A 23,425-nucleotide genomic window follows, 5' to 3' on the forward strand; every position below is an offset into this window, starting at 1 on the left:
AGTAACAAGCACCTCATGTCCACTAAAACGCTCGTCTGCTTACTTGGATACCTGCTCCTGGGGCGGGCGGCGGGCGCGCAGTCGGTGGGCAATGAGTACGCGCTGATTCCGTACCCGACTTCGCTGGTGCCGGCGCGGGGCAGCTTCGTCGTCACGGCAGCTACCCGCCTGGCGCAGCCCAGCGGGGCCAAGTTCGCGTCGGAAGCGCAGCAGCTGCAAAGCTTGCTCGCCCACGGCCTAGGTAAGCCGCTGACTACAACCAAGCTGGCCGCGGCCAACAGCATTGCGCTGGTGTACGACCCAGCCATTACGGCGCCCGAAGGCTACCGCCTGACCATCACGCCCCAGCGCGTGACGCTGGCGGCCAAGGAGCCGGCGGGCATGTTCCGGGCCGTGCAAACCATCCGGCAGCTGCTGCCGCCCACCATCGAAAAGTCGGGCAAGGCGCCGCCGCTGCGGCTCCCCGCCGTGCAGATTCAGGACCAGCCCGCCTACGCCTGGCGCGGCATGCACCTCGACGTAGCCCGCCATTTTTTCTCGGTCGAGTACCTCAAAAAGTACATCGACCTGCTGGCGCTCTACAAATTCAACAAGCTGCACCTGCACCTGACCGACGACCAGGGCTGGCGCATCGAAATCAAGAAATACCCTGAGCTGACGACCCTAGGGGCCTGGCGGCAGCTCAATAACCAGGATTCGTCTTGCATCCGAAAGTCGAAGGATAACCCCGATTTTGCGCTGGACCCCAAGCACCTGCGGCAGCGCAACGGCCACACCGAATACGGCGGCTTCTACACCCAGCAGCAACTGCGCGACATCGTGGCCTTTGCGGCGGCGCGGCACATCGAGGTCATTCCGGAAGTGGACATGCCCGGCCACATGATGGCGGCCCTGCGCGCCTACCCTACCCTGAGCTGCACGGGCAGCGCCACGTGGGGCAAGGAGTTTTCGGTGCCGCTGTGCCCCTGCAACGAGAGCACCTACGAGTTTGCCGAAAACGTGCTGAGCGAGGTGGCCGCCCTCTTCCCGAGCCGCTACGTGCACATCGGGGCCGATGAGGTGGAGAAAACCACCTGGGCCCAGGCCAGCGCCTGCACCGAGCTGATGCAGCGCGAAGGCATCAAGGATGTGAATGGGCTGCAAAGCTATTTTGTGCGCCGCATCGAGCGGTTTTTGCAGAGCAAGGGCAAGAAAATGATTGGCTGGGACGAGGTGCTCGACGGCGGCGTAGACGCGGCCACCACCGTCATGTACTGGCGCAGCTGGGTGCCCGATGCGCCCGCCCGCGCCGCCCGCAACGGCAACCAGGTCATCATGACCACCAATAACCCGCTGTATTTCGACTACCTGCCCGATAAAAATTCGATTGACAAAGTCTATCACTTTGCAGTTACGCCCGCGGGGCTGAGCGCCAAGGAAGCCAAGGCCATCCTAGGGGCTCAGGCCAACCTCTGGACTGAAACAGTGCCTACGGAGAACCGCGCCGACTACATGGTAGCGCCCCGCCTGACGGCCCTAGCCGAAGTAGTTTGGACCAACAAGCCTAACTACGCGGGGTATCTGCAACGGCTGAAGCAGCACTACGCCCGGCTGGCCCAGCTGGGGGTGCACTACCGCGTGCCTGACCTGAGTGGCTTTGCGGAGGAGAGCGTTTTCACTACCAGCACTACCCTGGCGGTGCAAAAACCGCTGGCTAACCTCAGCCTGCGCTACACCACCGATGGCAGCGCGCCTACCCCGGCCTCCCCGGTACTAGATAAGCCCCTGCCTATCAGCCAGCCGACTACGGTGAAGCTGGCCGCTTACACCCCCGAGGGCCTAAAGGGCGATACCTACACCATCAATTACAAACAGCAGAATTACGCCGAGCCGGTGCATGCGCAAGCGGCCGCTGGCCTGACGGCTAGCTACTTCGACGGCTACTTCCCGAAGTCGGCCGCCATGCAGCAGGCCACGGCCAAAGGCAGCGCCGTGGTAAATGCCATAGCTGTGCCCAAGCAGGCCGAAACTGATAAGTTCGGCGTACAGTTCCGCGGGTACCTCGACGTGCCCGAAACGGGCATCTATACTTTTTATCTGACTTGCGACGACGGCGGTATCCTGCGCATCGCCGACCGCCTGGTAGTTGACAACGGCGGCCTGCATTCGGCCATCGAAAAGAGCGGCCAAGTAGCCCTAGGCAAAGGGTTACAGCCGTTCGCGCTCGACTTTGTGGAGGGTGGCGGCGGCTACACGCTGCTGCTGCAATACAGTCTCAATGGCAGTCCGCCGCAACCCATACCGGCCGGCTGGCTGCGACATTAGCACCTTATAATCTGCCTACTAGCCCTTGCTTGTTTCCCACCCCGCTTCAGTTGATTACGTGCGTTTTATGAAGTTCTGCTCTCTCCAATTTCGTTATTCGGCAACCGCGCTGGCTTGCGGCCTCGCGGGCTTTGCCGCGGCGGCCGGCACCCCGCCAGGCAAGGCCCTGCGCCCGGCCCCGGCGGCCAGCCTTACGCAGTACGTGGACCCCTACATTGGGACCGGGTTTCACGGCCACGTGTTTCTGGGAGCCAACGTGCCGTTTGGGGGCGTGCAGCTCGGGCCGGTTAACCGGTCGGAAGGCTGGGACTGGTGCTCAGGCTACCACTACTCCGACTCTACCATTGTGGGTTTTTCGCACACGCACCTCAGTGGCACCGGCATCGGGGACCTAGGCGACGTGGCCGTGATGCCCACCACCGGCGCGGTGCGCGTGGTGAAAGGCACGCCGAAAAACCCTGACAAGGGCTTCATTTCACTGTTTTCGCATAAAGAAGAGCGCGTGCGGCCGGGCTACTACAGCGTGCGCCTCAAGCGCTACAACATCAAGGCCGAGCTGACGGCCACTGAGCGGGTGGGCTTCCACCAGTACACTTTCCCGAAGTCCGACGCGGCGCACCTCGTGTTCGACTTGCAGCAGGGCATCGGCTGGGACTTGGCTACCGATACTCACATCGAAAAGCTCAACGACAGCACGCTGGTGGGCTACCGCTTCTCCAAAGGATGGGCCGTGGACCAGCGCCTGTACTTCGCGGCCGTTTTTTCGAAGCCCATCCGGCAGTTCACCAGCTTGCAGGTAACAGACTCGCTGGGCAACACCACGCCCGCCGCCTCCGGCAACCGGCTGAAAGGCGTGGTTACGTTCACAACCAAAGAAGGTGAAGTAGTGAAGCTGAAAGTGGGCATTTCGCCCGTCAGCACCACGAATGCGCTGGCTAATATCCGGGCCGAAATTCCGGGCTGGAACTTCCCTAGGGTAGTGGCCGCCGCCGATGCGGCCTGGAACCAAGAGCTGCAAAAAGTGCGCGTGCAGGCCGACCCGGCCCGCATGAAAACCTTCTACACGGCGCTCTACCACACCATGGTAGCGCCGTCGATTTTCAACGACCACAACGGCGACTACTGGGGCACCGACAAAAAGGTGCACACCAACCCCGGCTTCACCAACCTCACCACCTTCTCGCTCTGGGATACGTACCGAGCGGCGCACCCATTGTTTACGCTGTTGCAACCCAAGCGCGTCAATGACATGGTGAGCTCCATGCTGGCTATTTATCAGCAGCAGGGCAAGCTGCCGGTGTGGCACCTCATGGCCAACGAAACCAACTGCATGGTCGGCTACAGCGCCGTGCCGGTGGTGGTCGATGCCTACCTCAAGGGCTTCAAAGGCTTCGACGCCAACCTCGCCTACGAGGCCGTGAAGGCCACCGCCATGCGCGACGACTGGGGCCTGAAGGACGTGAAAGCCCTAGGCTTCATCCCGGCCAACAATGAAATCGAAAGCGTGTCGAAAGGCATGGAATACGCCATCGACGACTGGTGCATCGCGCAGATGGCCAAGAAGATGGGCAAAACCGACGACTACGCCTACTTCAGCAAGCGCGCCCAGAACTACCAGAATTACTTCGATAAAAAGGTAGGCTTCATGCGCGGCCGCGTCTCGCAAACCGAGTGGCGCACACCGTTCAGCCCGTTCTCGTCGGTGCACATGAAAAGCGACTTCACCGAGGGCAACGCCTGGCAGTACACCTGGCTGGTGCCGCAGGACGTGGAAGGCCTCATCGGCCTCCTAGGGGGCGAAAAGCGCTTTAGCCAGAAGCTCGATTCGCTGTTCACGGTGAAGGGCGACATGGGCGCCGAGGCCTCGCCCGATATCTCGGGCCTCATCGGGATGTACGCGCACGGCAACGAGCCGGGCCACCACATCACCTACCTCTACAGCTACGTGGGCCAGCCTTGGAAAACAGCCGAGAAAGTCCGCTTCATCACCGAGAACTTCTACACCACCAAGCCCGATGGCATCATCGGCAACGAAGACGTGGGGCAGATGTCGGCCTGGCACGTGCTTTCGACCCTAGGCTTCTACCCGCTCAACCCCGCCAACGGTACTTATATCTTTGGTAGTCCGTCAGTTAACCAAGCTACCCTGACGCTGGGCGGCGGCAAAACCCTGACCATCGAGGCCCGCAACAATAGCGCGGCCAACAAGTACATTCAGCGCGCAGTGCGGAATGGCCAGCCTTATTCGAAATCTTACATTACGCACCAAGACCTACTGCAAGGCGGCACGCTGGTATTTGAGATGGGTAGCCAGCCCAGCCCTACCTGGGGCGTGGCCCCGCAAGACCGCCCCAAATCGGTGCTGAACTGAGTGAAGAATGCTCCGCACGGCCTATTTCGACCAGTTTGCCCGCCCACTTTCCCGATGGGCTTCGCACCGCCAACTCAGGAGGCCTTTGCCCTAGGCCAGATAGCAGCAAACGCTTTGGTTATGAGCGCATCAACCCCGCACGACAAGCCTAGAAAGAATAGCGCTTCGCTACCCGATTTAAGCAGGAATATGAAATAATTAATTTGCTTTATCACAGGCAAGTGATTACTTTTGAGTTACCTCCTCGTTAATTCTTTTCTCAATAAAGTTAGAGGTTGATAACAAGGTCATTAGTCCTGCGCATTCCAACCAGCAAGACGAGCTGAGTATGCGATGGTTCGCAGGTAGCCAGGCAGGTCCGAGAGCAACTACTCCCACCCGAATAATTCTCCAAAAATTCATATTTACTAAGAAGTTTTCGAAGTAAAGAATCAAGCTGATTTTCGCGTGCCACCCGGCTATTAGGTCCCCGAGTCTATTGTGTTTCTCTAAGTATCATTCCGGTCTCATTGCCTTGCTTTCGTTCGGCTGCGGCTCGTGCCGCTTTCCCTGCGTTGCAGGCTTGCTTAAAGCTTTTACCTAAAGGCTTTCCAAGCTTTTAAGCCACTGCATCTCACACGTTTTTCACTCCCCTTTACAATTAATCCACTTTACCCCACTTGCCATGAGAAGAACCATACAGTTACTTGTGCTACTCTTGCTGCTGTGTCAAGGCTATGCCTATGCCCAAGCCAGCAAGGTGTCTGGTAAGATTACCAGCACCAACAACGAGCCCCTTATCGGGGTGAGCATCCTGGTGAGCGGTACCACCCAGGGCACCACGTCGGATGTGGACGGCAACTACGCCGTGAACGTGCCCGGCGATGCTACGCTGGTGTTTTCCTACGTGGGCTACGTGAGCCAGACCGTGGCCGTGAAGGGCCGCTCCTCCATCAACCTCATTATGGCGGTTGACAGCAAGGAGATTGGCGAGGTGGTCGTGACCGCCCTAGGTATTAAAAAGGACGAGCGCAAAATCGGCTACGCCGTAACTAAAGTGGACGGCGGCCTGCTCAACGTGGCCCGCGAAACCAACGTGGCCAACTCGCTGCAAGGCCGCGTGGCCGGCCTCAACGTAGCGGGCTCCAGCGGCGGCCCCGGCTCGGCGGTGCGCCTCAACATCCGGGGCGTTACGTCCTTCTCGGGCACTTCCTCGCCCCTGATTGTTATCAACGGGGTACCAATGGACAACACGGTGCGCGGTAGCGCCGGCGAGTGGGGCGGCGCCGACCTAGGCGACGGTATCAGCAACATCAACCCCGATGACATTGAGAATGTGACGGTGCTGAAGGGTTCGACCGCCTCGGCCCTGTACGGCGCCCGGGCGGCCAACGGCGTAATTCAGATTACGACCAAGAGCGGCTCGCGCACCAAAACCACGATTGAGTACAACACCAACTTCCAGATTGACCGGGCGGTTGACAATACCAACTTCCAGGACCAGTACGGCCAGGGTAGCCAGAACCTGCGCCCCACCGACAAGGCTTCGGCCATCGTATCGGGCAACACGGCCTGGGGCCAGCGCCTCGACGGCGCGCAGACCATCGGCATCGATGGCCAGCAGCACGCCTACTCGAAGGTGAACGGCAACATCAACAACTTCTACCGCACGGCGCCTTCCTGGACCAACACGGTGGCCATCTCGGGCGGCGGCGAAAAAGGCACCTACCGCCTGTCGCTGTCGAACCTCGACAACAAGTCTATCCTGCGCAACAGCGGCCTGACGCGCCGCACGGTCAACTTCAACACGTCGTACGACCTGACCAAGAAGCTGAGCTTTAACCTAACGGCCAGCTACACCGACCAGAACGACCAGAACCGGCCGAGCCTGAGCGATTCGCCCTTGAACGCCAACAACATCCTGTTTTTGGCGCCCAACATCGACCAGGCCACCCTGAACCCCGGCTACGACGTGAACAACAACGGCCTAGAAACGGCCTGGAACGCGGATAGCTATGCCACCAACCCGTGGTTTGTGGTGAACCAATACCGCAACGACTTGTCGCGCAAGCGCCTTATCACGTCGCTCTCGGGCCGCTACGCCTTCACCGACTACCTTTCTTTTCAGGCTCGCCTGGGCTACGACTACTCCAGCGACCGCCGCTTTAGCGTGACGCCCTACGGCACGCTGTACTCAAACGCCGGTGAGGGTGCCCTCGACAACCTGACCCTGGGCAGCCGCCTCGAAATGAACTCCGACGCACTGCTGTCGTTCAGCAAGAACCTGAACCAGGATTTCTCCATCAGCGCCAGCATCGGGGCCAACTATCGCCGCAACAAGTTCGAGAGCAGCCGCTTGTACGGTGGCAACTTCATCGTGCCCTACCTGTACACGCCCACCAACCTGCGTACCCGCAACCTCGAGTACCAGTTCTCGGAGCTGATTACGCCTTCGGTGTACTACACCGCCGACTTCACATATAAGTTCCTGACCCTGAGCACCACGGGCCGCTACGACCGCTTCTCGACGCTGCCCACCAACAACCGCAGCATTTTCACGCCTTCGGTGGCCGGTAGCTTCATCTTCTCGGACCTAATTGACTCGCCGGCTCTGAGCTACGGCAAGCTGCGCGCTTCGTATGCCAAAACTAGCGGCGAGGCTGCTAACCCCTACCTGACCGCCCCGTACTTCAACATCGGCAACCCCATCAATGGTGTGCCGCGGGCTTCTACCAGCTCTACGCTGCCCAACGCCAACCTGCGGCCCTATAACCTGCGGGAGTTTGAAATCGGCACGGAGCTGAAATTCCTCAACGGCCGCATTGGCCTGGACGTAGCGTACTTCGACCGCAAAACCACCGGTGAGATTGTCGGCGCGGCGCTCTCGATTGCCTCGGGCTACGATGGAGCTACCGTGAACCTAGGCTCGACCTTGAACCGCGGCGTTGAACTGGCCCTGACCGTGGTGCCCATCAAGCGCGGCGCCTTTACCTGGAGCTCGACCTTCAACTTCACTAAGCTGCACAACGAAGTACTGGACATCGACGGTGGTAGCAACAACCCACTGCAAACCGGCACCTACCGCCCCATGAACGCCAACATCGGCATCGTGAAGGGCTTGGCCATCTCGCAGATTCGGGCCTACGACTTCAAGCGCGATGCTAGCGGCAACGTGATTGTGGGCGCTGATGGCGTGCCGCTGCGCGGCGACCTCAAGCCTATGGGCTCGGGCATTGCCAACCTGTACGGCGGCTGGAACAACGATTTCACCTTCAAGAACTTTAGCCTGTCGGCCCTGATTGACTACCGCTTCAACAACAAGATTCTGTCGGCTACCGAATATTACTCCTACAACCGTGGCCTCAACCAGGCTACGCTGGCGGGCCGCGAAACCGGCGTAACGGCCGTGGGCGTGAAAGAAAACGGCCAGGTCAACGACATCGTGGTACCCGCCTACGAGTACTACCCCAAGCTGGCTACCAACGTGTCGGCCCTGTCGGTACTCGACGGCAGCTTCATCAAGTTCCGTCAGCTCACCTTCGGCTACACCTTCAACCAAGCTTTCCTGGCGCGCACGCCGTTCCAGGCCATCACCTTGTCGCTGGTGGGGCGCAACCTGTTCACCATCATGAAGCGCACCGACAACATCGACCCGGAGAACACCATCTCGCCCTTGGTTTCTTATGCCGGGGTAGAAGGCGGCTCGCTGCCCTTCGCCCGCACGTATGGCGCCACCCTCAATGTTAAATTCAAGTAAGCTATAAGTGCGATGAGAAAGACTATTATCTGCGCGGCCTTAACGACCGTCTTGTTTGGCACTTCCTGTTCGGAGCAATACCTCGACCAGATAAATACCAACCCCAACGCGGCCTCGGCGGCCAACCTCAACCCCAACTACCTGCTGACCGATGCGCAGCTGAACTTCGCCAACGCCGGGTATGCGCAGCTGCTCTACCCCGCCACGTCGATTCAGGGGCTGGCCAGCACCTTCAACTACTACGGCAACGGCGATAAGTATATCAATTCTGGTGGCTTCGTCGGCTACCAAGGCCTCATTTTTGGCCAGGGCTACTCGTCGCTGACCCGCTTGCAGCAGGCTATTGATGTGGCCAACACCCAGAGCGCAACCCGCTACGCCAACGTGATTGCCATCAGCAATATCATGAAAGTCATGATATTCCAGCGCATCACCGATGCCTACGGCGACATTCCGTACTCGCAGGCTTTGCAGGCAGGGTCGGGCATCACCACGCCCCAGTACGACAAGCAGCAGGACATTTACCCGGCCCTGCTGACGCAGCTGGATGCGGCCATCGCTAGCCTCAGCACCACGGCGCCCACCGCCTCGGGCGACCTAGTGTACGCAGGCAACGTGGCCCAGTGGAGAAAGCTTGCTTACTCGCTGATGGTGCGCGTGGCAATGCGCATGACCAAGGTGAACCCCACCCTGGCTCGCACCTACGCCGAGAAAGCCGCTGCGGCCGGCACTATGGCCAACTACACTGACAATGCGCTGGTGCGGGGTGATATCGCCTTCGGCGACACCCAGAATGCCACGACCAACGCGCTACTCACAACCGACGACTTCCGGGAAGTGAAGTGGAGCAAGACCCTGATTGACTACCTGCGCACCACCAGCGACCCGCGCCTAGGTGCCATTGCAGAGGTTCCGGCGGCAGGCGCCACCAACAACGCCAACCAGGCGCTGGTGGGCGACAACACGCCGGCCTTGCAGCGCGGCCTGCCCAACGGCTTCGACCTGACGGGCGGCGCCTTTGACATTCGCAAGCGCACCGACTACCCCGGCGCCACGGGAACCGGCGCCGACGCGGCTCCGCTCGGCAACTACTCGCGGCCCCGCCTGGCCGTGTACATTCAGCGGGCCGCGCCCAACTTCCTACTGACCTACGCCGAAACCGAGCTGCTGCTGGCCGAAGCCGCCAACCGCGGCTGGAGCGTGGGCGCTACCGCCGCCGTGCACTACGCCAACGGCGTGCGTGGGGCCATGCTGTCGCTGTCGCAGATAAACTCGGCGGCCACTATCACCCAAGGCACCATTGATGCTTATGTGCTGGCCAACCCCCTAGGGGCTACCAACCCGCTCAAGCAAATCAACGAGCAGTACTGGCTGGAGGCGTGCACGACCTTCAACTTCATTGAGGGCTGGAACAACTGGCGCCGCTCGGGCTACCCCGAGCTGGTGCCTGTGAACTACCCCGGCAACGTGACCAACGCCACCATTCCGCGCCGCTTCCCCTACCCAGCCACGGAAATCTCCAACAACCCGGCCGGCTATGCCGCGGGCGTGGCCAGCCTCACCGGCGGCGATTTGCTGACCTCGCGCGTGTGGTGGGATAAATAATTCCTGACGCACTCGAGTAATACGAGAGGCTTTACGCTGGGCAAACCTGGGGTAAAGCCTCTCTTTTTTTAGCCGCTGGCCAACCAGTAAATACCGGGTACATGCAGACTTCGCGCACATCTTTTCGCTTACCGCTTACCGTTCTCTCACCGCTGATACTCGCCCTAGGACTCGCCGCGCCCGCGCGTGCCCAAGCACCGTTCAAGGGGCTGGAGGAGCTCTTTACGCCGCCCAAGGGCTACGTGGTGCAGCACACCAACCAGCCCCTGACGCTGGACGGCAACCTGCAAGAAAGCGACTGGCAAAAAGCCGCCTGGACCACTGACTTCGTCGATATTGAGGGCGCCAAGAAGCCGCTGCCTACGTTCCAGACGCGGGTAAAAATGCTCTGGAACGACTCGACGCTGTTCATCGCGGCCACCTTGCAGGAGCCCCAAATCTGGGCCACCCAGACGCACCACGACGATATTATCTATAAGGACAACGACTTCGAAGTCTTCATCGACCCCGACAACAACGCCCACCAGTATTTCGAGGTTGAGGTCAACACGATTAATAAGATTTTTGACCTCTACCTGCCCAAGCCCTACCGCGACAAGGGTGACGCCCTCATCAGCTGGGATGCGGCCGGGCTGCGCTCGGGCGTGGCTATCGATGGCACGCTCAACCAGCCCCAGGACCAGGATAAGAGTTGGACCGTGGAAATGGCCATTCCGCTAAAAACGCTGCGCATGGGCTTCCCGTGGCAGCCGCCCGCTGAGGGCGCGCTCTGGCGCATCAACTTTTCGCGGGTGGAATGGGACACGCGGGTAGCGGGCACTAAAAACCCGAAGGTGCAGGATGCCAGCGGCAAGGACCTGCCCGAACACAACTGGGTGTGGTCGCCGCAGGGCGTCATCAACATGCACTACCCCGAGCGCTGGGGCTACTTGCAGTTTACGCGCCAGGCCAACACCACCTGGCAAATGCCGCCGGCCGAGCTGCGCAAGCAGTACCTGTGGCTGGTGTACTACCGCCAGCAGGAATTCCGGAAAAGGACGGGCAAGTATGCCAGCACCCTGACCGAGCTGAAAATCACCCCCCAGGCAACGGTTGGCAAGCAAGCCAATCAGCTGCAACTGGCGGCCACGCCCTACCAGTTTACCGCCACCATTACGGCGGCCGGCAGCGCTGCCATCCGCATCAACGACGAAGGCCTAATCGAAACCCTATAGCCATGACGAGCCGCCGCAAATTCATTCAAACCAGCGCTATGCTGGGCCTAGGTGCCCCGCTGCTACCGGGCGCCGCCCAAGCCGCCCTGCCCACCGCCGCGCCCAAGGCCGGCTGGAAGCACTGGGTCTGGACCAACCCCGACCAGAAAGACACCGCCGCGCAGCTCGCCGAGCGCTACCGCAAATACTACGAAGCCGGCGTGCGCGGCATCTTCTTCGAGGCCGATAGCGAGCGGCATTTCCGCGCCGCCAAGGCCCAGAAACTAGAAGCCCACCGCTGGATTTGGACCATGAACCGCGGCGAAAAAACCTTGCTGGCGGACCACCCCGAGTGGTACGCCGTGAGCCGCAAAGGCGAATCGTGCGCTACGCACCCGCCCTACGTCGATTATTACCGCTGGCTGTGCCCCTCGCGCGAGGAGGTGAAGCAGTACCTGGAGCAGGACTACGCCGCCGCCCTCAAGAAGGATTACATCGACGGCATTCATCTTGATTACGTGCGGTTTTGCGACGTAATTTTGCCCGTGAACCTGTGGGCCAACTACAAGATTGTGCAAACTAGTGAGCTGCCGGAGTACGACTTCTGCTACTGCTCGGTGTGCAAAGCGGCCTACAAAGCCGAGTACGGCACCGACATCGACACGGTGCAGTACCCAGAGGCCAGCCCGTCGTGGCGGGCCTTCCGCTACCAGCGCGTGAACGAGGTGGTGCGGCGCCTCACTGCCGTGGCCAAGCAGTACCGCAAGCCCATCACGGCCGCCGTTTTTCCGACCCCCGACATTGCCCACCGCAACGTGAAGCAGGACTGGGTAAACTGGAACATCAGCGCCGTGTGCCCCATGATTTACCACGGCTTCTATAAGGAAAACATCACCTGGATTGGCCAGGCCGTGAAGGAAGGCGTGACGGCGCTGAACGGCAAATTCCCACTCTACGCGGGCCTGTACTTACCAGATTTTAAGAACGACGCTGAAGTGCAGCAGGGCATCGAAAACGCCCTCAGCCACGGCGCGGCGGGCGTGTCGCTATTCGGCAATGTATCGGACGGCGCGCTGCTGGCGCTCAAAACGGCGTCGGCCAAAACCAGCCAGTTAAAATAGGCTGCGGTTCAGCTTCGCGGGTTGTATCTTTTAACCAGCAAACCCATGCCCGGGCTCGGTTTTTTTACCTTTTGAGTGCTTTTAGTCCTATTATATTCATGCGAACTCGCTGTTTCGTAGTCAGTTGCCGTTTTTTGCTTACGCTCGCTTTCCTAGGGCTGGCCTTAGGCAGCCGGGCGCAGCAGCCGCTGTTTAGCTTGCTGAGCGCGCAGGAAACGGGCATCAGTTTCAACAATGCCGTTAGCGAAACTGAAGCGCTGAATATCCTGTCCTACGAGTACTTCTACAACGGCGGCGGCGTAGCCGTCGGTGATATCAACAACGACGGCCTGGCCGACCTGTTCTTCACGGGCAACATGCGCTCCAACCGGCTGTATGTCAACCTAGGCGGCTTTAAATTCAAGGACATTACCGACCAAGCGGCGCCAGGCCTGGGCGGGCGCAAAGATGGCTGGAAAACCGGCGTAACGATGGCCGATGTCAACGGCGACGGCCTACTGGACATCTACGTCTGCTACTCGGGCAAGAAGGCGGAAGATGTGCGCCGCAACCAGCTGTTCATCAACCTAGGCAACAGTAAGTTTGAGGAAAAAGCTAGCAGCTACGGCCTCGATGACCCCGGCTACAGCACCCAAACCGCCTTTTTCGACTATGACAATGACGGCGACCTTGACATGTTTTTGCTCAATCACAACATCAAAAAGATTGACAACATGGAGTTTGCCAGCCACAAAAACGAGGTGGACGCGCTGGCCGGCAACAAGCTGTTTAAGAACGACAACGGGCACTTCACCGACGTTTCCAAAGCCGCCGGTATCATCCAAAGCCCGCTAACATTTGGCCTGGGCATCGCCGTGGCCGACATCAACAAGGATGGCTGGCAGGACATCTACGTGACCAATGACTACAACGAGCCCGATTACCTGTATTTGAATAATAAAAACGGCACGTTCACCGACCATTCCAAGCAGGTGCTGCGGCACCACTCGCACTTTTCGATGGGCGTGGATATCGCTGATTTTAACAACGATGCGCAGCCCGATATCTTCACCTTGGATATGCTGCCGGCGGACAACCACCGCCAAAAATCGCTGCAGTTGCAGGAGAATTACGAGACGTTTGAATTGCTGCGCCAGCAGGATTTGTACCCGCAGTACATGCGCAACATGCTGCACCTCAACAACGGCGACGGCACGTTTAGCGAGGTGGGGCAGCTGGCCGGCGTGTCGAAAACCGACTGGAGCTGGTGCCCGCTGATTGCTGACTTCGACAACGACGGCTACAAGGATATTTACATCAGCAACGGCTACCTGCGCGACTACACCAACAAGGATTTTCTGCGCTACTGGGGCGATTACAAAATCAAAAAGGCAATGGCTAAGGAGCCATTCCAGCTGATGGATTTGGTGACCGCCATGCCCTCGACCTCGGTGCCCGACTACATCTTTAAGAACGAGCACAACCTGACGTTCAGCAACAAGCAGGCAGAGTGGGGCCTGAACCAAACCAACATGTCGAACGGCGCCGTGTACGCCGACCTCGACAACGACGGCGACCTGGATTTGGTCGTCAATACCATCAACCAGCCGGCCGGTATCTACCAAAATCACAGCACCGACGTGCACCACACGGCCTACCTGGCGCTGAAGCTAAAGGGCACCGACAAGAACAGCCAGGCGGTGGGCGCCAAGGTGTACGTGTACGCGCCCGGCCTGGTGCAATACCAGGAATTGAATCCCAACCGGGGATACTTGTCGTGCGTGTCAACGGTGCTGAATTTTGGCCTGGGTACCAACCAGCGCGCCGATTCGGTGCGGGTCATTTGGCCCAACCAGACAACGCAGCTGCTTACCAATGTCAAGGCCAACCAACTGCTCCAGCTCAGCGGCCAGCCTAAGGACAAGCCGATGGCCCCGGCCGCGGTGGCCGCGAAAATGGTGTTCAAGCCCGCTGCTCCCCTATTCGACTTCAAGCCGGAGGAAGTGACGCTGAACGACTTTAAGCGCCAGCTACTCATGGTATTCATGTACTCCAAAACCGCGCCCGTGATGGCAAAGGCGGACGTAAATAAGGACGGGCTGGACGACCTGTTCGTGAGCGGCGGCAAAGACGAAATGGGCAAGCTGTACCTGCAGCAGCCGGGCGCCAAGTTCGTGGAAGCGCCCCTAGGGCGCCCCGCCGACCGCGCGGCCGGCACGGTGGCCGCTGCCACTTTCCTGGATGCGAACGGCGACGGCTTCCCCGACTTGTACGTGGCCAAGGGCGGCTACGCGCTCTACGAAGCCGGGCAGGAGGACTTGCAGGATGAGCTGTACCTCAACGACGGCAAAGGTCACCTGGCCCTGTCGGCCACCGGGCTGCCGCCGCTCACGGCCAGCAGCAAAAGCTGCGTGCGCGCCGCCGACGCCGACAACGACGGCGACATGGACCTGTTTGTGGGCGGCCGCGTGATACCGGGCCGCTACCCCCTCCCTCCCACCAGCTACCTGCTGCTCAATGACGGCAAGGGTCACTTCACCGCCGCTACCGTGCCCTTTGCCCAGGCCGGCATGGTGACTGATGCCCAGTGGGTGGACCTGAACAAGGACGGCCGCAAGGACCTCGTGCTGTGCGGCGAAATGATGCCGATAACCGTCTGGGTAAACACCGCCCAAGGCTTCAAAAACCAAACCAACGAGTACTTCGCCGCGCCCCAGGCCGGGTTCTGGTTTAGCCTGCACGTGGCCGATGTCAACGCCGACGGCCAGCCCGACCTAGTGGCCGGCAACCTAGGGCTGAATAGCCCGCTGCGGGCCACTGCGCAGGAACCCGCCACCCTGTACTACGCTGATTTTGACAACAATGGCTCCATCGACCCCTTCCTCAACTTCTACGTGGATGGTAAGAGCTACCCCTATGTGAGCCGCGACGAGTTGAACGACGTGATATACCCCATGCGCCGCCGCTTCACTTCGTACAAGGCCTACGCCGACGCGGGCATGAGCGATATTTTCAGCAGCGAAGACCTCGCCAAGGCCGGCAAACTCGAAGCTACGGAGTTGCGCACCATGTTGTTTCTCAACAACAAGGGCAAGTTCACGCCGACCGAGCTGCCCGTGGAGGCCCAGTTTTCAGCCGTCAGCCAGATTACGAGCGGCGACTACAACCACGACGGCAAACCCGACCTGCTGCTGCTCGGCAACCACACCGACAACCGCCTCAAAATCGGCAGCCTCGATGCCAACTACGGCTGCCTGCTGCAAGGCGATGGCAAAGGTCATTTTAGCTACGTGAAGCAGCCAGCCGCGGGCCTCTGCGTGCTCGGCGACGTGAAATCGGTGAGCGAAATCAAGGTCAATAAGCAGCCCTATCTGATGGTGGGCGTGAGCAACGGCCCCGTACAATTTTACAAAGAATAGTGATGCGTAAGATTAGTCTGGTATTTGCGGCCGTAGCCGCGCTAACGGGCAGCCAGTTACAGGCCCACGGCCCACGCCTGGCCGGGCAGCTCGACCCTGGCAAGGCGTTGAACATCATTAATATGGTGATGGTGCACGACGTTATCGCTCCTCCCGTGGCAGCGCGCTACTACGCCTATACCACGCTGGCGTCGTACAGCATTGTGGCGGCGCGCACCACGAGCTTGCCGGCCCCGCAGCGCTTGATAAAATCCTTTACCGCCGACTTGCGCCTCGACACCGTGAAAGCGGCCTACGACTACCAGATAGCCGCCTACTATAGCATGCTGGAAACGGCTCGCCTGCTGCTGCCCTCCGGCGAAACCCTGGGTGAGGAAGAGCAGAGTTTTTTGCAGGTAATGACCAAGCAAGGCGTGAAGCCCGCCGTGCTGAGCCAGTCGGTGAAGGTGGGCAAGCTGGCCGCCGCTGCCGTGGTAAAGTTCTCGAAAGGTGACCACTACGGGCAGCTAAGCGCCCTCAAGCGCTACACTCCGGTAAAAACCGAGGGCAGCTGGTACCCCACGCCGCCCGCCTACCTGGATGCCGTGGAGCCCAACTGGAAAACCATTCGCCCGCTGGTTATCGATTCGGCCAGCGCGTTTCGGCCGGTGGCGCCCTACCCCTTCAGCAAGGACACGACCTCGGCCTTTTACCACGAGGTGCTGGCGGTGTACAAGGTGTCGAAGCACCTAACGCCCGAGCAGCTGGAGGTAACCCAGTTTTGGGATTGCAACCCGTTTGCCGTCAACACGTCGGGTCACATGTCCATTGGCTTCAAAAAAATCAGCCCCGGCGGACACTGGATGAACATTGCCGCCCTGGTAGCCAGGCAGCAGAAAGTTGGGTTTGATAAAACCATCTACGTGCTTTTCGCCGAAGGCACGACCCTCATGGATGCCTTCATCAGCACCTGGGAGGCCAAGTATACAAGCAACCGCATCCGGCCCGAAACCTACATCAACCGGTACCTGGACGTGAAGTGGCAGCCCGCGCTGCAGACGCCGCCCTTCCCCGAATACACCAGCGGCCACGCCGTGGTGTCCAGCGCCTCGGCCGAGGTGCTAAGCTACCTGCTGGGCGATAAAATTGCCTACGTCGACGATACCGAAATCCCTTTCGGCAGCGGCAAGCGGTCGTTTACGTCCTTCCGGCAGGCGGCCGCTGAGGCCTCCATCTCGCGCTACTACGGCGGCATTCACTACCGGGAAAGCTGCACCAACGGCAACGCCCAGGGGCAGCGCATAGGCCGCTACATCGTGTCCGCCTTGCAGAAGGCAGCAAGCAAGTCGCTTAGCGTCAATAAGTAATATCCGCCCGTCAGGACAGCGCATTCGCAGAGCTTGGTGATTTAGCACGAAGGCCTAAGGGCTCCCGTAAGCAGTAGTTGCCTGCCGTTCTTTGCAGCCGCACTAGCTACTTTACTTATGCCCACCGGAACCTTACTCCTCATCGACGACGAAGCGCGCCTGCGCCAGCTCTTGGCCCAGGTGCTGGAGCTGGAAGGCTACACCGTGCTGCAAGCCCCCGATGCCTACCGGGGCCTAGCGCTGCTGGGCCAGCACGCGGCCGAAGTGCTAGTGGTGCTGAGCGACGTGAAGCTGCCCGATGCCCACGGCGTGGACCTATTGCCCCGCTTCAAGGCGCTGGCGCCCGAGGCCGAGGTGGTGCTGCTCACGGCCTTCGGCACCATCCCCGACGGAGTGCGGGCCATGAAGCAGGGTGCGTTTGACTACCTCACCAAGGGCGATTTTGAGCAGCAGCTGGTAGTGGTGGTGGAGCGCGCCGCCGAAAAAGCCCGCCTGCGCCGCCGCGTGGCCGAGCTCGAAAAGCGCATGAATCAGGGCCAGCACACCTTTGAGAGCATGATAGGTGAGGCGCCGGCCCTGCGCCGCGCCCAGGCCCTGGCCCGCCAGGTGGCCCCCACCGACAGTACCGTGCTGCTCGAAGGCCCCACCGGCGCGGGCAAGGAGCTATTTGCCCAAGCGCTGCACCAGGCCAGCGGGCGCAAAAGCAAGCCCTTCGTGGCCGTCAACTGCTCGGCCTTCCCCAAAGACCTGCTGGAAAGCGAGCTTTTTGGCTACAAAAAAGGCGCTTTCACGGGCGCGCTTTCTGATAAAAAAGGTCTATTGGAAGAAGCCAATGGCGGCACGCTATTTCTGGATGAAATCGGCGAGCTGGAGCTAAACGTGCAGGCCAAGTTTCTGCGGGTGCTGGAGCTGCAGCAGTTCACCAAGCTCGGCGACACCAAGCCTACCAAGGTCGATGTGCGGCTGGTGGCCGCCACTAACCGCAACCTCAAGCAGGAAGCCGCGCAGGGCAACTTCCGGCCCGACTTGTACTACCGGCTCTCGGTGTTCACCATTGTGGTGCCGCCGCTCAGCGACCGCCGTACCGACGTGCCGCTGCTGGCCGCGTTTTTCTTGCAGCACTTTGCCGCCCGGCTGGCTAAGCGCCTGCCCGGCTTCGAGCCCGAAACGCTGGACTTATTGCAGCGCTACCCCTGGCCCGGCAATGTGCGCGAGCTCAAAAACGTGCTGGAGCGCGCCGCCATCCTGGCGCCGGCCGGCGAGCCGCTGGCCCCGGCCTACCTGCCCGACGAGTTTCACGGCGCGGCCGCCCGCCCGGCCGCCGATGACGAGAGCCTGCGCGGACTGGAGGCGCGGCACATTCAGCGGCTAATGGGTGAGCTGCTGGGAAACAAGCCGGAGGTAGCCAAGCGCTTAGGTATCGGGCTCACGACGCTGTACCGCAAGCTGCAGGAGTACGGGGTAGAGTAGATTCAGCCTGTAGCTTGGACTCTGCGAGTCCGAGCGTGAGCGGAGCGAACATCCCGCGTAAGCAAACGCCTATCAGCGTAGATGCGAGCTACGCTTGCGCTCGGACTACAAAGTCCACACTACTGCACCCAAAAGCGTAGCTTAACGGCAACACTCAGGAAACACTGCCCCCGGAATTTTGCGAGATATTCCAAAATTCCCTCCGCAGGATGCAAAATAAATACCTCTCGCTAGCTCTCCTTTTTGGCAGCGTCTCTCTAGCCAGCTGCAACAAAGACAACGACGTAACGGCCGCCATCACCTACCCCGCCTACGCCGAGGCTAGCAACCCCAAGGTGCTCTCGACCGCTCCCAACGGCACGGTGCTCTACAACGGGGGCTTCGGCTCGTCCATCGCGCCCGACCCCAACGACCCAACCGTTTTCTACCTGCTAACCGACCGCGGGCCAAACGCGGCAGGCGTAGCGGCCAACTCCATCGTGTTTGGCAAGGCTGACTTCACGCCCCAGATTGGCAAGTTTCGGCTTAAGGACGGGCAGCTGACGCTGGAGCAAACCATTCTGCTCAAAAACGCCGCCGGCCAGCCGCTCACCGGCCTGCCCAACCCCGCTGGCCAGGGCAGCACGGGCGAAACGGCCCTCGACCTCAACGGCCAGGCCCTAGGTACCAGCGCCGACGGCATCGACTCGGAAGGCTTGGTGCTGGCCCCCGATGGCACCTTCTGGATTAGCGACGAGTACGGCCCGCACATCGCCCACTTCGACGCCACGGGCAAGCAGCTCGAACGCATCAACCCCTTTGGCACGGGCCAGGGCGGGCGCACGCTGCCGCTGGTGCTGGCCCGCCGCCGCCCCAACCGCGGCATGGAAGGCCTGACCCTCACGCCCGACGGCAAGACGCTGGTCGGGCTGATGCAGTCGCCGATGTACAACCCGTCGTCCTCGGCCGTGAGCGGCTCCGTGGTGCTGCGGGTCGTGGCGTTTGACCTCGCCAGCGGCACCTCTAAGCAGTACGCTTACCTCATGGAAAACGCCAGCCTGACCGGGTGCAGCGAGGTAGCGGCCATCACCAACACCACCTTCCTGGCCCTGGAGCGCGACGGCCTCTACGGCGGCAATGCTGCGGCGCCGGCTACCTTCAAGCGCGTGTATAAGTTTGACCTGGCGGGCGCTACCGACATTTCGGACGCCGGCAACACCGCCGCGGGCAAGCTCTACAACGGCCTCACCGTGGAGCAGCTGAAAACCTCGGCTGGCCTAACCACGGCCGGCGTGGTGCCCGTAACTAAAACGCTGGTGCTCGACCTGCTGGGCTCGGCCATCTCGCCGGTGTACCCGCACGACAAGGCGGAGGGCATCGCCCTCATCGGCAACGACCGGCTGGCCATTTCCAATGACGATGATTTTGGCGTGGTCGACAACGGCAGCAATGGCTTCGCGCCCAAGATTTTGCCCGCTACTGGCAAAGTCGATGTCAACCGTATCTATTTCGTGCAGCTACCGACCCCGCTGCGCTAACCGTAGCGCGGACTTTCAGGCCGCGAGTACTGTGGTTTGCGCGCATCTAAGGACGCATTCACTCGCGGACTAAAAGTCCGCGCTACATGCCGCAAAAACCCCTAAGAGCTATCTGGCTCTTAGGGGCTTTTGTATAAGCTTCCTGATGCGGAGCGAGGCAGCCGCTTTCTTTGCGGCCATGAAAACCCGCTTGCTCGCCGCCCTGCTGGGCCTGGCCCTACCGGCTTTAGCCCAGACTCAGCAGCTCGTTATTTTGGGTGTAGCACAGGATGCGGGATACCCGCAAATCGGGGCCACGCAAGAGTTTGTCGCCGCGGAACTGGGGCAGCGGGCGCGGCAAAAAGTAGTGGCGCTGGGCGTAGTAGATGAAACTGCGGGGCAAAAATTCCTTTTCGAAGCTACGCCCGACCTGCCGGCCCAGCTATTTGCCCTCAACGAGGCACTCTCCACGCCGGGCACGCTGCCCACCGGTATCTTCCTCACCCACGGGCACATCGGCCACTACACCGGCCTGATGTACCTAGGGCGCGAAGCCAGCGGCGCGAGCGCGGTGCCCGTGTACGCCATGCCGCGCATGGCCAGCTTCCTGACCGCCAACGCGCCCTGGAGCCAGCTCGTGGCGCTGCAAAACATTGCGCTGCGCCCGCTGGCCGCCGGGCAGGAAATCGCGCTCAATCCGGTGCTGAAAGTCCGGCCGTTTCTAGTGCCGCACCGCGACGAGTTTACCGAAACCGTCGGCTTCGAGATTACGGGCCGGCACAAGAAAGCCCTCTTTATTCCCGACATCGATAAATGGAGCAAGTGGCCTACTAACCTGCCGGAGATAATCAAAAAGGCTGATTACGTGCTTATCGACGCCACTTTTTACCGCAACGGCGAAATCCCCCGCGATATGGCCGAGGTGCCGCACCCCTTCGTGGAAGAGACCCTGAAACTGCTGCAAGCGCTGCCCGCTGCCGAGCGCGCCAAGGTGTACTTTATCCACTTCAACCACACCAACCCACTGCTGAACCCCGACAGCCCCGAACGCCGCGAACTACAGCGCCTAGGTTTCCACGTAGCCACCGAGGGCCTGGAGCTGCCGCTGTAATGAAGTAGCACCTAGGGCGAATAGTAGCTCGGGCTTTGTAGTCCGAGCACGAGCGCAGCTCGCATGCTGCGTAAGCGGACATCTGCTAGCGTGAATGCGAGCCGCGCTCGCGCTCAGACTACAAAGCCCAAGCTACAGTTACTTCGCAGCCATGTCCTTAAAAACCCAAATTCGCCTCGGCGTTTTCATCATGCTGGGCCTGCTGCTGAGCTTGGGCAGCTACGTCATTTTTACGGTGCACCAGCTTGAGTACGAAGCACCCACTGTGCAGCAAGCCAATGCCCGCATGGCCCAACACGCGGTGTATTTGTTCTTGGGCATCAGCACTTTGCTGGGGATTTTACTTATGGTGCGGCTGCCGCGCCTCGTGACGCGGCCGCTGCACCGCCTCACCGCCGACGTGGAGCGGGTGGCCGGCCCCGGCCCCGCCACGCGCGTGGCGGTGGCCAAAAACAACGAGGTGGGCACCGTGGCCGCCGCCGTCAACCGGGTGCTGCGGCAGGCCGAAGACGAGCGCCGCGCCACCCTGGCCGAGCTCATTACACAGCGCAACCGCACTGAGAGCCTCGTGCGCAGCCTCGACGAGGGCCTGCTACTCATTGACCAGCAAGGTATTATTGTGCTCACTAACCCCGTGGCGTGCCTGCTGCTGGGGCTGCCCGCCAAGGAGCTCCTTGGTCGCCCGGCCGCCCAGGTAGCTCAGCACAGCGATATGCTGCGCGAGTGGCTAGCCGCGCTGCACGCCCCGCACCCAGCCGAAAATGGCAGCCTAGGGCCGACGTATCTGGTGCGGCCGCACGGCGAGAATCTGCACTATCAGCTCACCGTTACGGCCATCGAGGCGTTTAATGAGGAGTTAAAAAAGAGCGAGGCGGCCGGCCACGTATTTTGCCTGCGCAACGTGTCCGATTTCAAGAATCTGGACCAACTCAAATCCACTTTCCTGGCCACGATTTCGCACGAGCTCAAAACGCCGCTCGCCAGCATCAACCTCAGCCTGATGCTGCTGCGCGACGAGCGACTGAACGCGGCCAAACGCCAGGAAATTGCCGACGGCATCCGGGCCGAAACCCAGCGGCTGCTGGGGCTGGTGGGCCAGCTCATCGAGGTGGCCCGGCTCGACGCGGGCGGCGAGCTCAAGCTGAATTTGCAAACCATTCCGCTGCCCGAGGTGGTGCGCTACGCCACCGACACCATCAAGGCCCAGCTCGACGACAAGGCCCTCAACCTACGCGTGCAGCTGGCCGAGCCGCTGCCCGCTGCCCAGGCCGACCTAGAGAAAACCACCTGGGTGCTTATCAACCTCTTATCCAACGCTATCCGCTACTCGCCGCACGGCGCCAACCTCACCATCAAGGCTAAGCCCTGGGGCGAAATGGTGCAGCTGAGCGTGGAAGACGAGGGCCCTGGCATTCCAAAAGAATATCACATTCGCATCTTTCAGCGCTTTGCGGGGGGCCCTAGGCCGGCCGGGATGCCGGGCGGCGGCTCGGGGCTGGGGCTGAGTATCAGCCGCGAGTTTATCACGGCGCAGGGCGGGCAGCTGTGGGTCGAAAGCCAGGCCGGCCAGGGCAGCTGCTTCACCTTTACGCTGCCGGCGGTGGCCTAAAGCCGGCTTGCGCCAGCGCCTCGCGGCTGCGGTGCTGGCACTGCGTGAGCCAGGTCGTGAGCGGGCCTTCTTCGGAGAAAAACGCCACCTGGGCCGGGCTGCCGACGGGGGGCACCATGTCCTGCATCATGCTGGGCGACAGCAAATACGCTAGGCAAGCGGGCTCGGGCAGGCGGCTGGCCAGCTCCGGAATAAACCGCTGGAGTAACCACCGCCGGCCATCGTCGTCGGGCAGCGTGTCGCGGCCACGCAGGTCGAGCTGCCAGTAGGGGCAGTTGGTTTGGCGGGCGAGGCGCAGCATGGCCCGGTAGCCCGCCCGAAACTCGGCCCCCGACACCGGGCGCTGCCAGCGGCCCACCAGCCGGTGCAGGTCGGGGCGGTAGCGAAGGGTGAGGTAGTCAGTCTGGACGAGGGCAATGGAAAGCGCGCACATGGCAAACCAGGAATTAGGGCAATGAATAATTTTTAGTAAGTATTTGACATATAAGCACTAAGGCAAAGATGAAGTACCGCGCACCCTAGGCGGCTGCCGCTACCATAGCACCGTCGCGGCCGGCCTACGCTTTGGAGCCCGCAAGGTGCGGCGTAGCGTATGACTTAACCGTGAAATTCTATTCAATAGCTACCCTAGGAGCCACAAAGGTGGCCGGGCGTTGCCCCAGCCG

The 23,425-nt window shown here is 60.8% G+C and carries 13 protein-coding genes; 12 read left to right on the forward strand and 1 reads right to left on the reverse strand.

The genetic code is table 11. The features are described 5' to 3' along the window. The first annotated feature begins 15 nt into the window (after positions 1-15). From ACFSDX_RS17285 to ACFSDX_RS17340, 12 genes are all read left to right on the forward strand, one after another. Positions 16-2,304: a family 20 glycosylhydrolase gene (locus tag ACFSDX_RS17285; protein ID WP_382315785.1), complete on the forward strand. Its 2,289-nt coding sequence runs from the start codon at positions 16-18 to the stop codon at positions 2,302-2,304. A 67-nt stretch (positions 2,305-2,371) separates the two neighbouring features. Beyond that, positions 2,372-4,675, forward strand: coding sequence for a GH92 family glycosyl hydrolase (locus tag ACFSDX_RS17290; protein WP_382315787.1), 2,304 nt, complete (start codon positions 2,372-2,374; stop codon positions 4,673-4,675). 688 nt (positions 4,676-5,363) lie between these two features. Then, positions 5,364-8,411 carry a SusC/RagA family TonB-linked outer membrane protein gene (locus ACFSDX_RS17295; protein ID WP_382315789.1) on the forward strand — a complete coding sequence of 1,016 codons (3,048 nt, stop codon included), beginning with the start codon at positions 5,364-5,366 and terminating at the stop codon, positions 8,409-8,411. 12 nt (positions 8,412-8,423) lie between these two features. After that, positions 8,424-10,016: a SusD/RagB family nutrient-binding outer membrane lipoprotein gene (locus ACFSDX_RS17300; RefSeq protein ID WP_382315791.1), complete on the forward strand. Its 1,593-nt coding sequence runs from the start codon at positions 8,424-8,426 to the stop codon at positions 10,014-10,016. A gap of 101 nt (positions 10,017-10,117) precedes the next feature. Further along, entirely contained in the window at positions 10,118-11,230 is a 1,113-nt protein-coding gene (locus ACFSDX_RS17305; RefSeq protein WP_382315793.1) for a carbohydrate-binding family 9-like protein, read from the forward strand. 2 nt (positions 11,231-11,232) lie between these two features. Next, a complete protein-coding gene (locus ACFSDX_RS17310) occupies positions 11,233-12,330 on the forward strand; it encodes a glycoside hydrolase family protein (protein ID WP_382315795.1) in 1,098 nt (365 codons plus the stop codon). A 134-nt stretch (positions 12,331-12,464) separates the two neighbouring features. Continuing rightward, positions 12,465-15,728: a VCBS repeat-containing protein gene (locus tag ACFSDX_RS17315; protein ID WP_465262257.1), complete on the forward strand. Its 3,264-nt coding sequence runs from the start codon at positions 12,465-12,467 to the stop codon at positions 15,726-15,728. 2 nt (positions 15,729-15,730) lie between these two features. Continuing rightward, a complete protein-coding gene (locus tag ACFSDX_RS17320; protein WP_382315799.1) occupies positions 15,731-17,074 on the forward strand; it encodes a vanadium-dependent haloperoxidase in 1,344 nt (447 codons plus the stop codon). A gap of 117 nt (positions 17,075-17,191) precedes the next feature. Further along, positions 17,192-18,544, forward strand: a complete 1,353-nt coding sequence (locus ACFSDX_RS17325) for a sigma-54-dependent transcriptional regulator (RefSeq protein ID WP_382315801.1) — start codon at positions 17,192-17,194, stop codon at positions 18,542-18,544. A 209-nt stretch (positions 18,545-18,753) separates the two neighbouring features. After that, positions 18,754-20,061: an esterase-like activity of phytase family protein gene (locus ACFSDX_RS17330; RefSeq protein ID WP_382315802.1), complete on the forward strand. Its 1,308-nt coding sequence runs from the start codon at positions 18,754-18,756 to the stop codon at positions 20,059-20,061. 178 nt (positions 20,062-20,239) lie between these two features. After that, complete coding sequence (locus tag ACFSDX_RS17335) at positions 20,240-21,151, forward strand: MBL fold metallo-hydrolase (protein WP_382315804.1); 912 nt, start codon at positions 20,240-20,242, stop codon at positions 21,149-21,151. 151 nt (positions 21,152-21,302) lie between these two features. Continuing rightward, positions 21,303-22,760 (forward strand): sensor histidine kinase, encoded by a 1,458-nt coding sequence (locus ACFSDX_RS17340; RefSeq protein ID WP_382315806.1) that lies wholly within the window; start codon positions 21,303-21,305, stop codon positions 22,758-22,760. Here ACFSDX_RS17340 and ACFSDX_RS17345 read toward each other — a convergent pair. After that, positions 22,738-23,193, reverse strand: a complete 456-nt coding sequence (locus ACFSDX_RS17345; RefSeq protein WP_382315808.1) for a hypothetical protein — start codon at positions 23,191-23,193, stop codon at positions 22,738-22,740. The two genes, ACFSDX_RS17340 and ACFSDX_RS17345, sit on opposite strands and share 23 nt — an antisense overlap. Positions 23,194-23,425: the final 232 nt, after the last annotated feature.

The sequence above is a fragment of the Hymenobacter bucti genome (assembly GCF_042681145.1).
GTDB classification, from domain to species: Bacteria; Bacteroidota; Bacteroidia; order Cytophagales; family Hymenobacteraceae; genus Hymenobacter; species Hymenobacter bucti.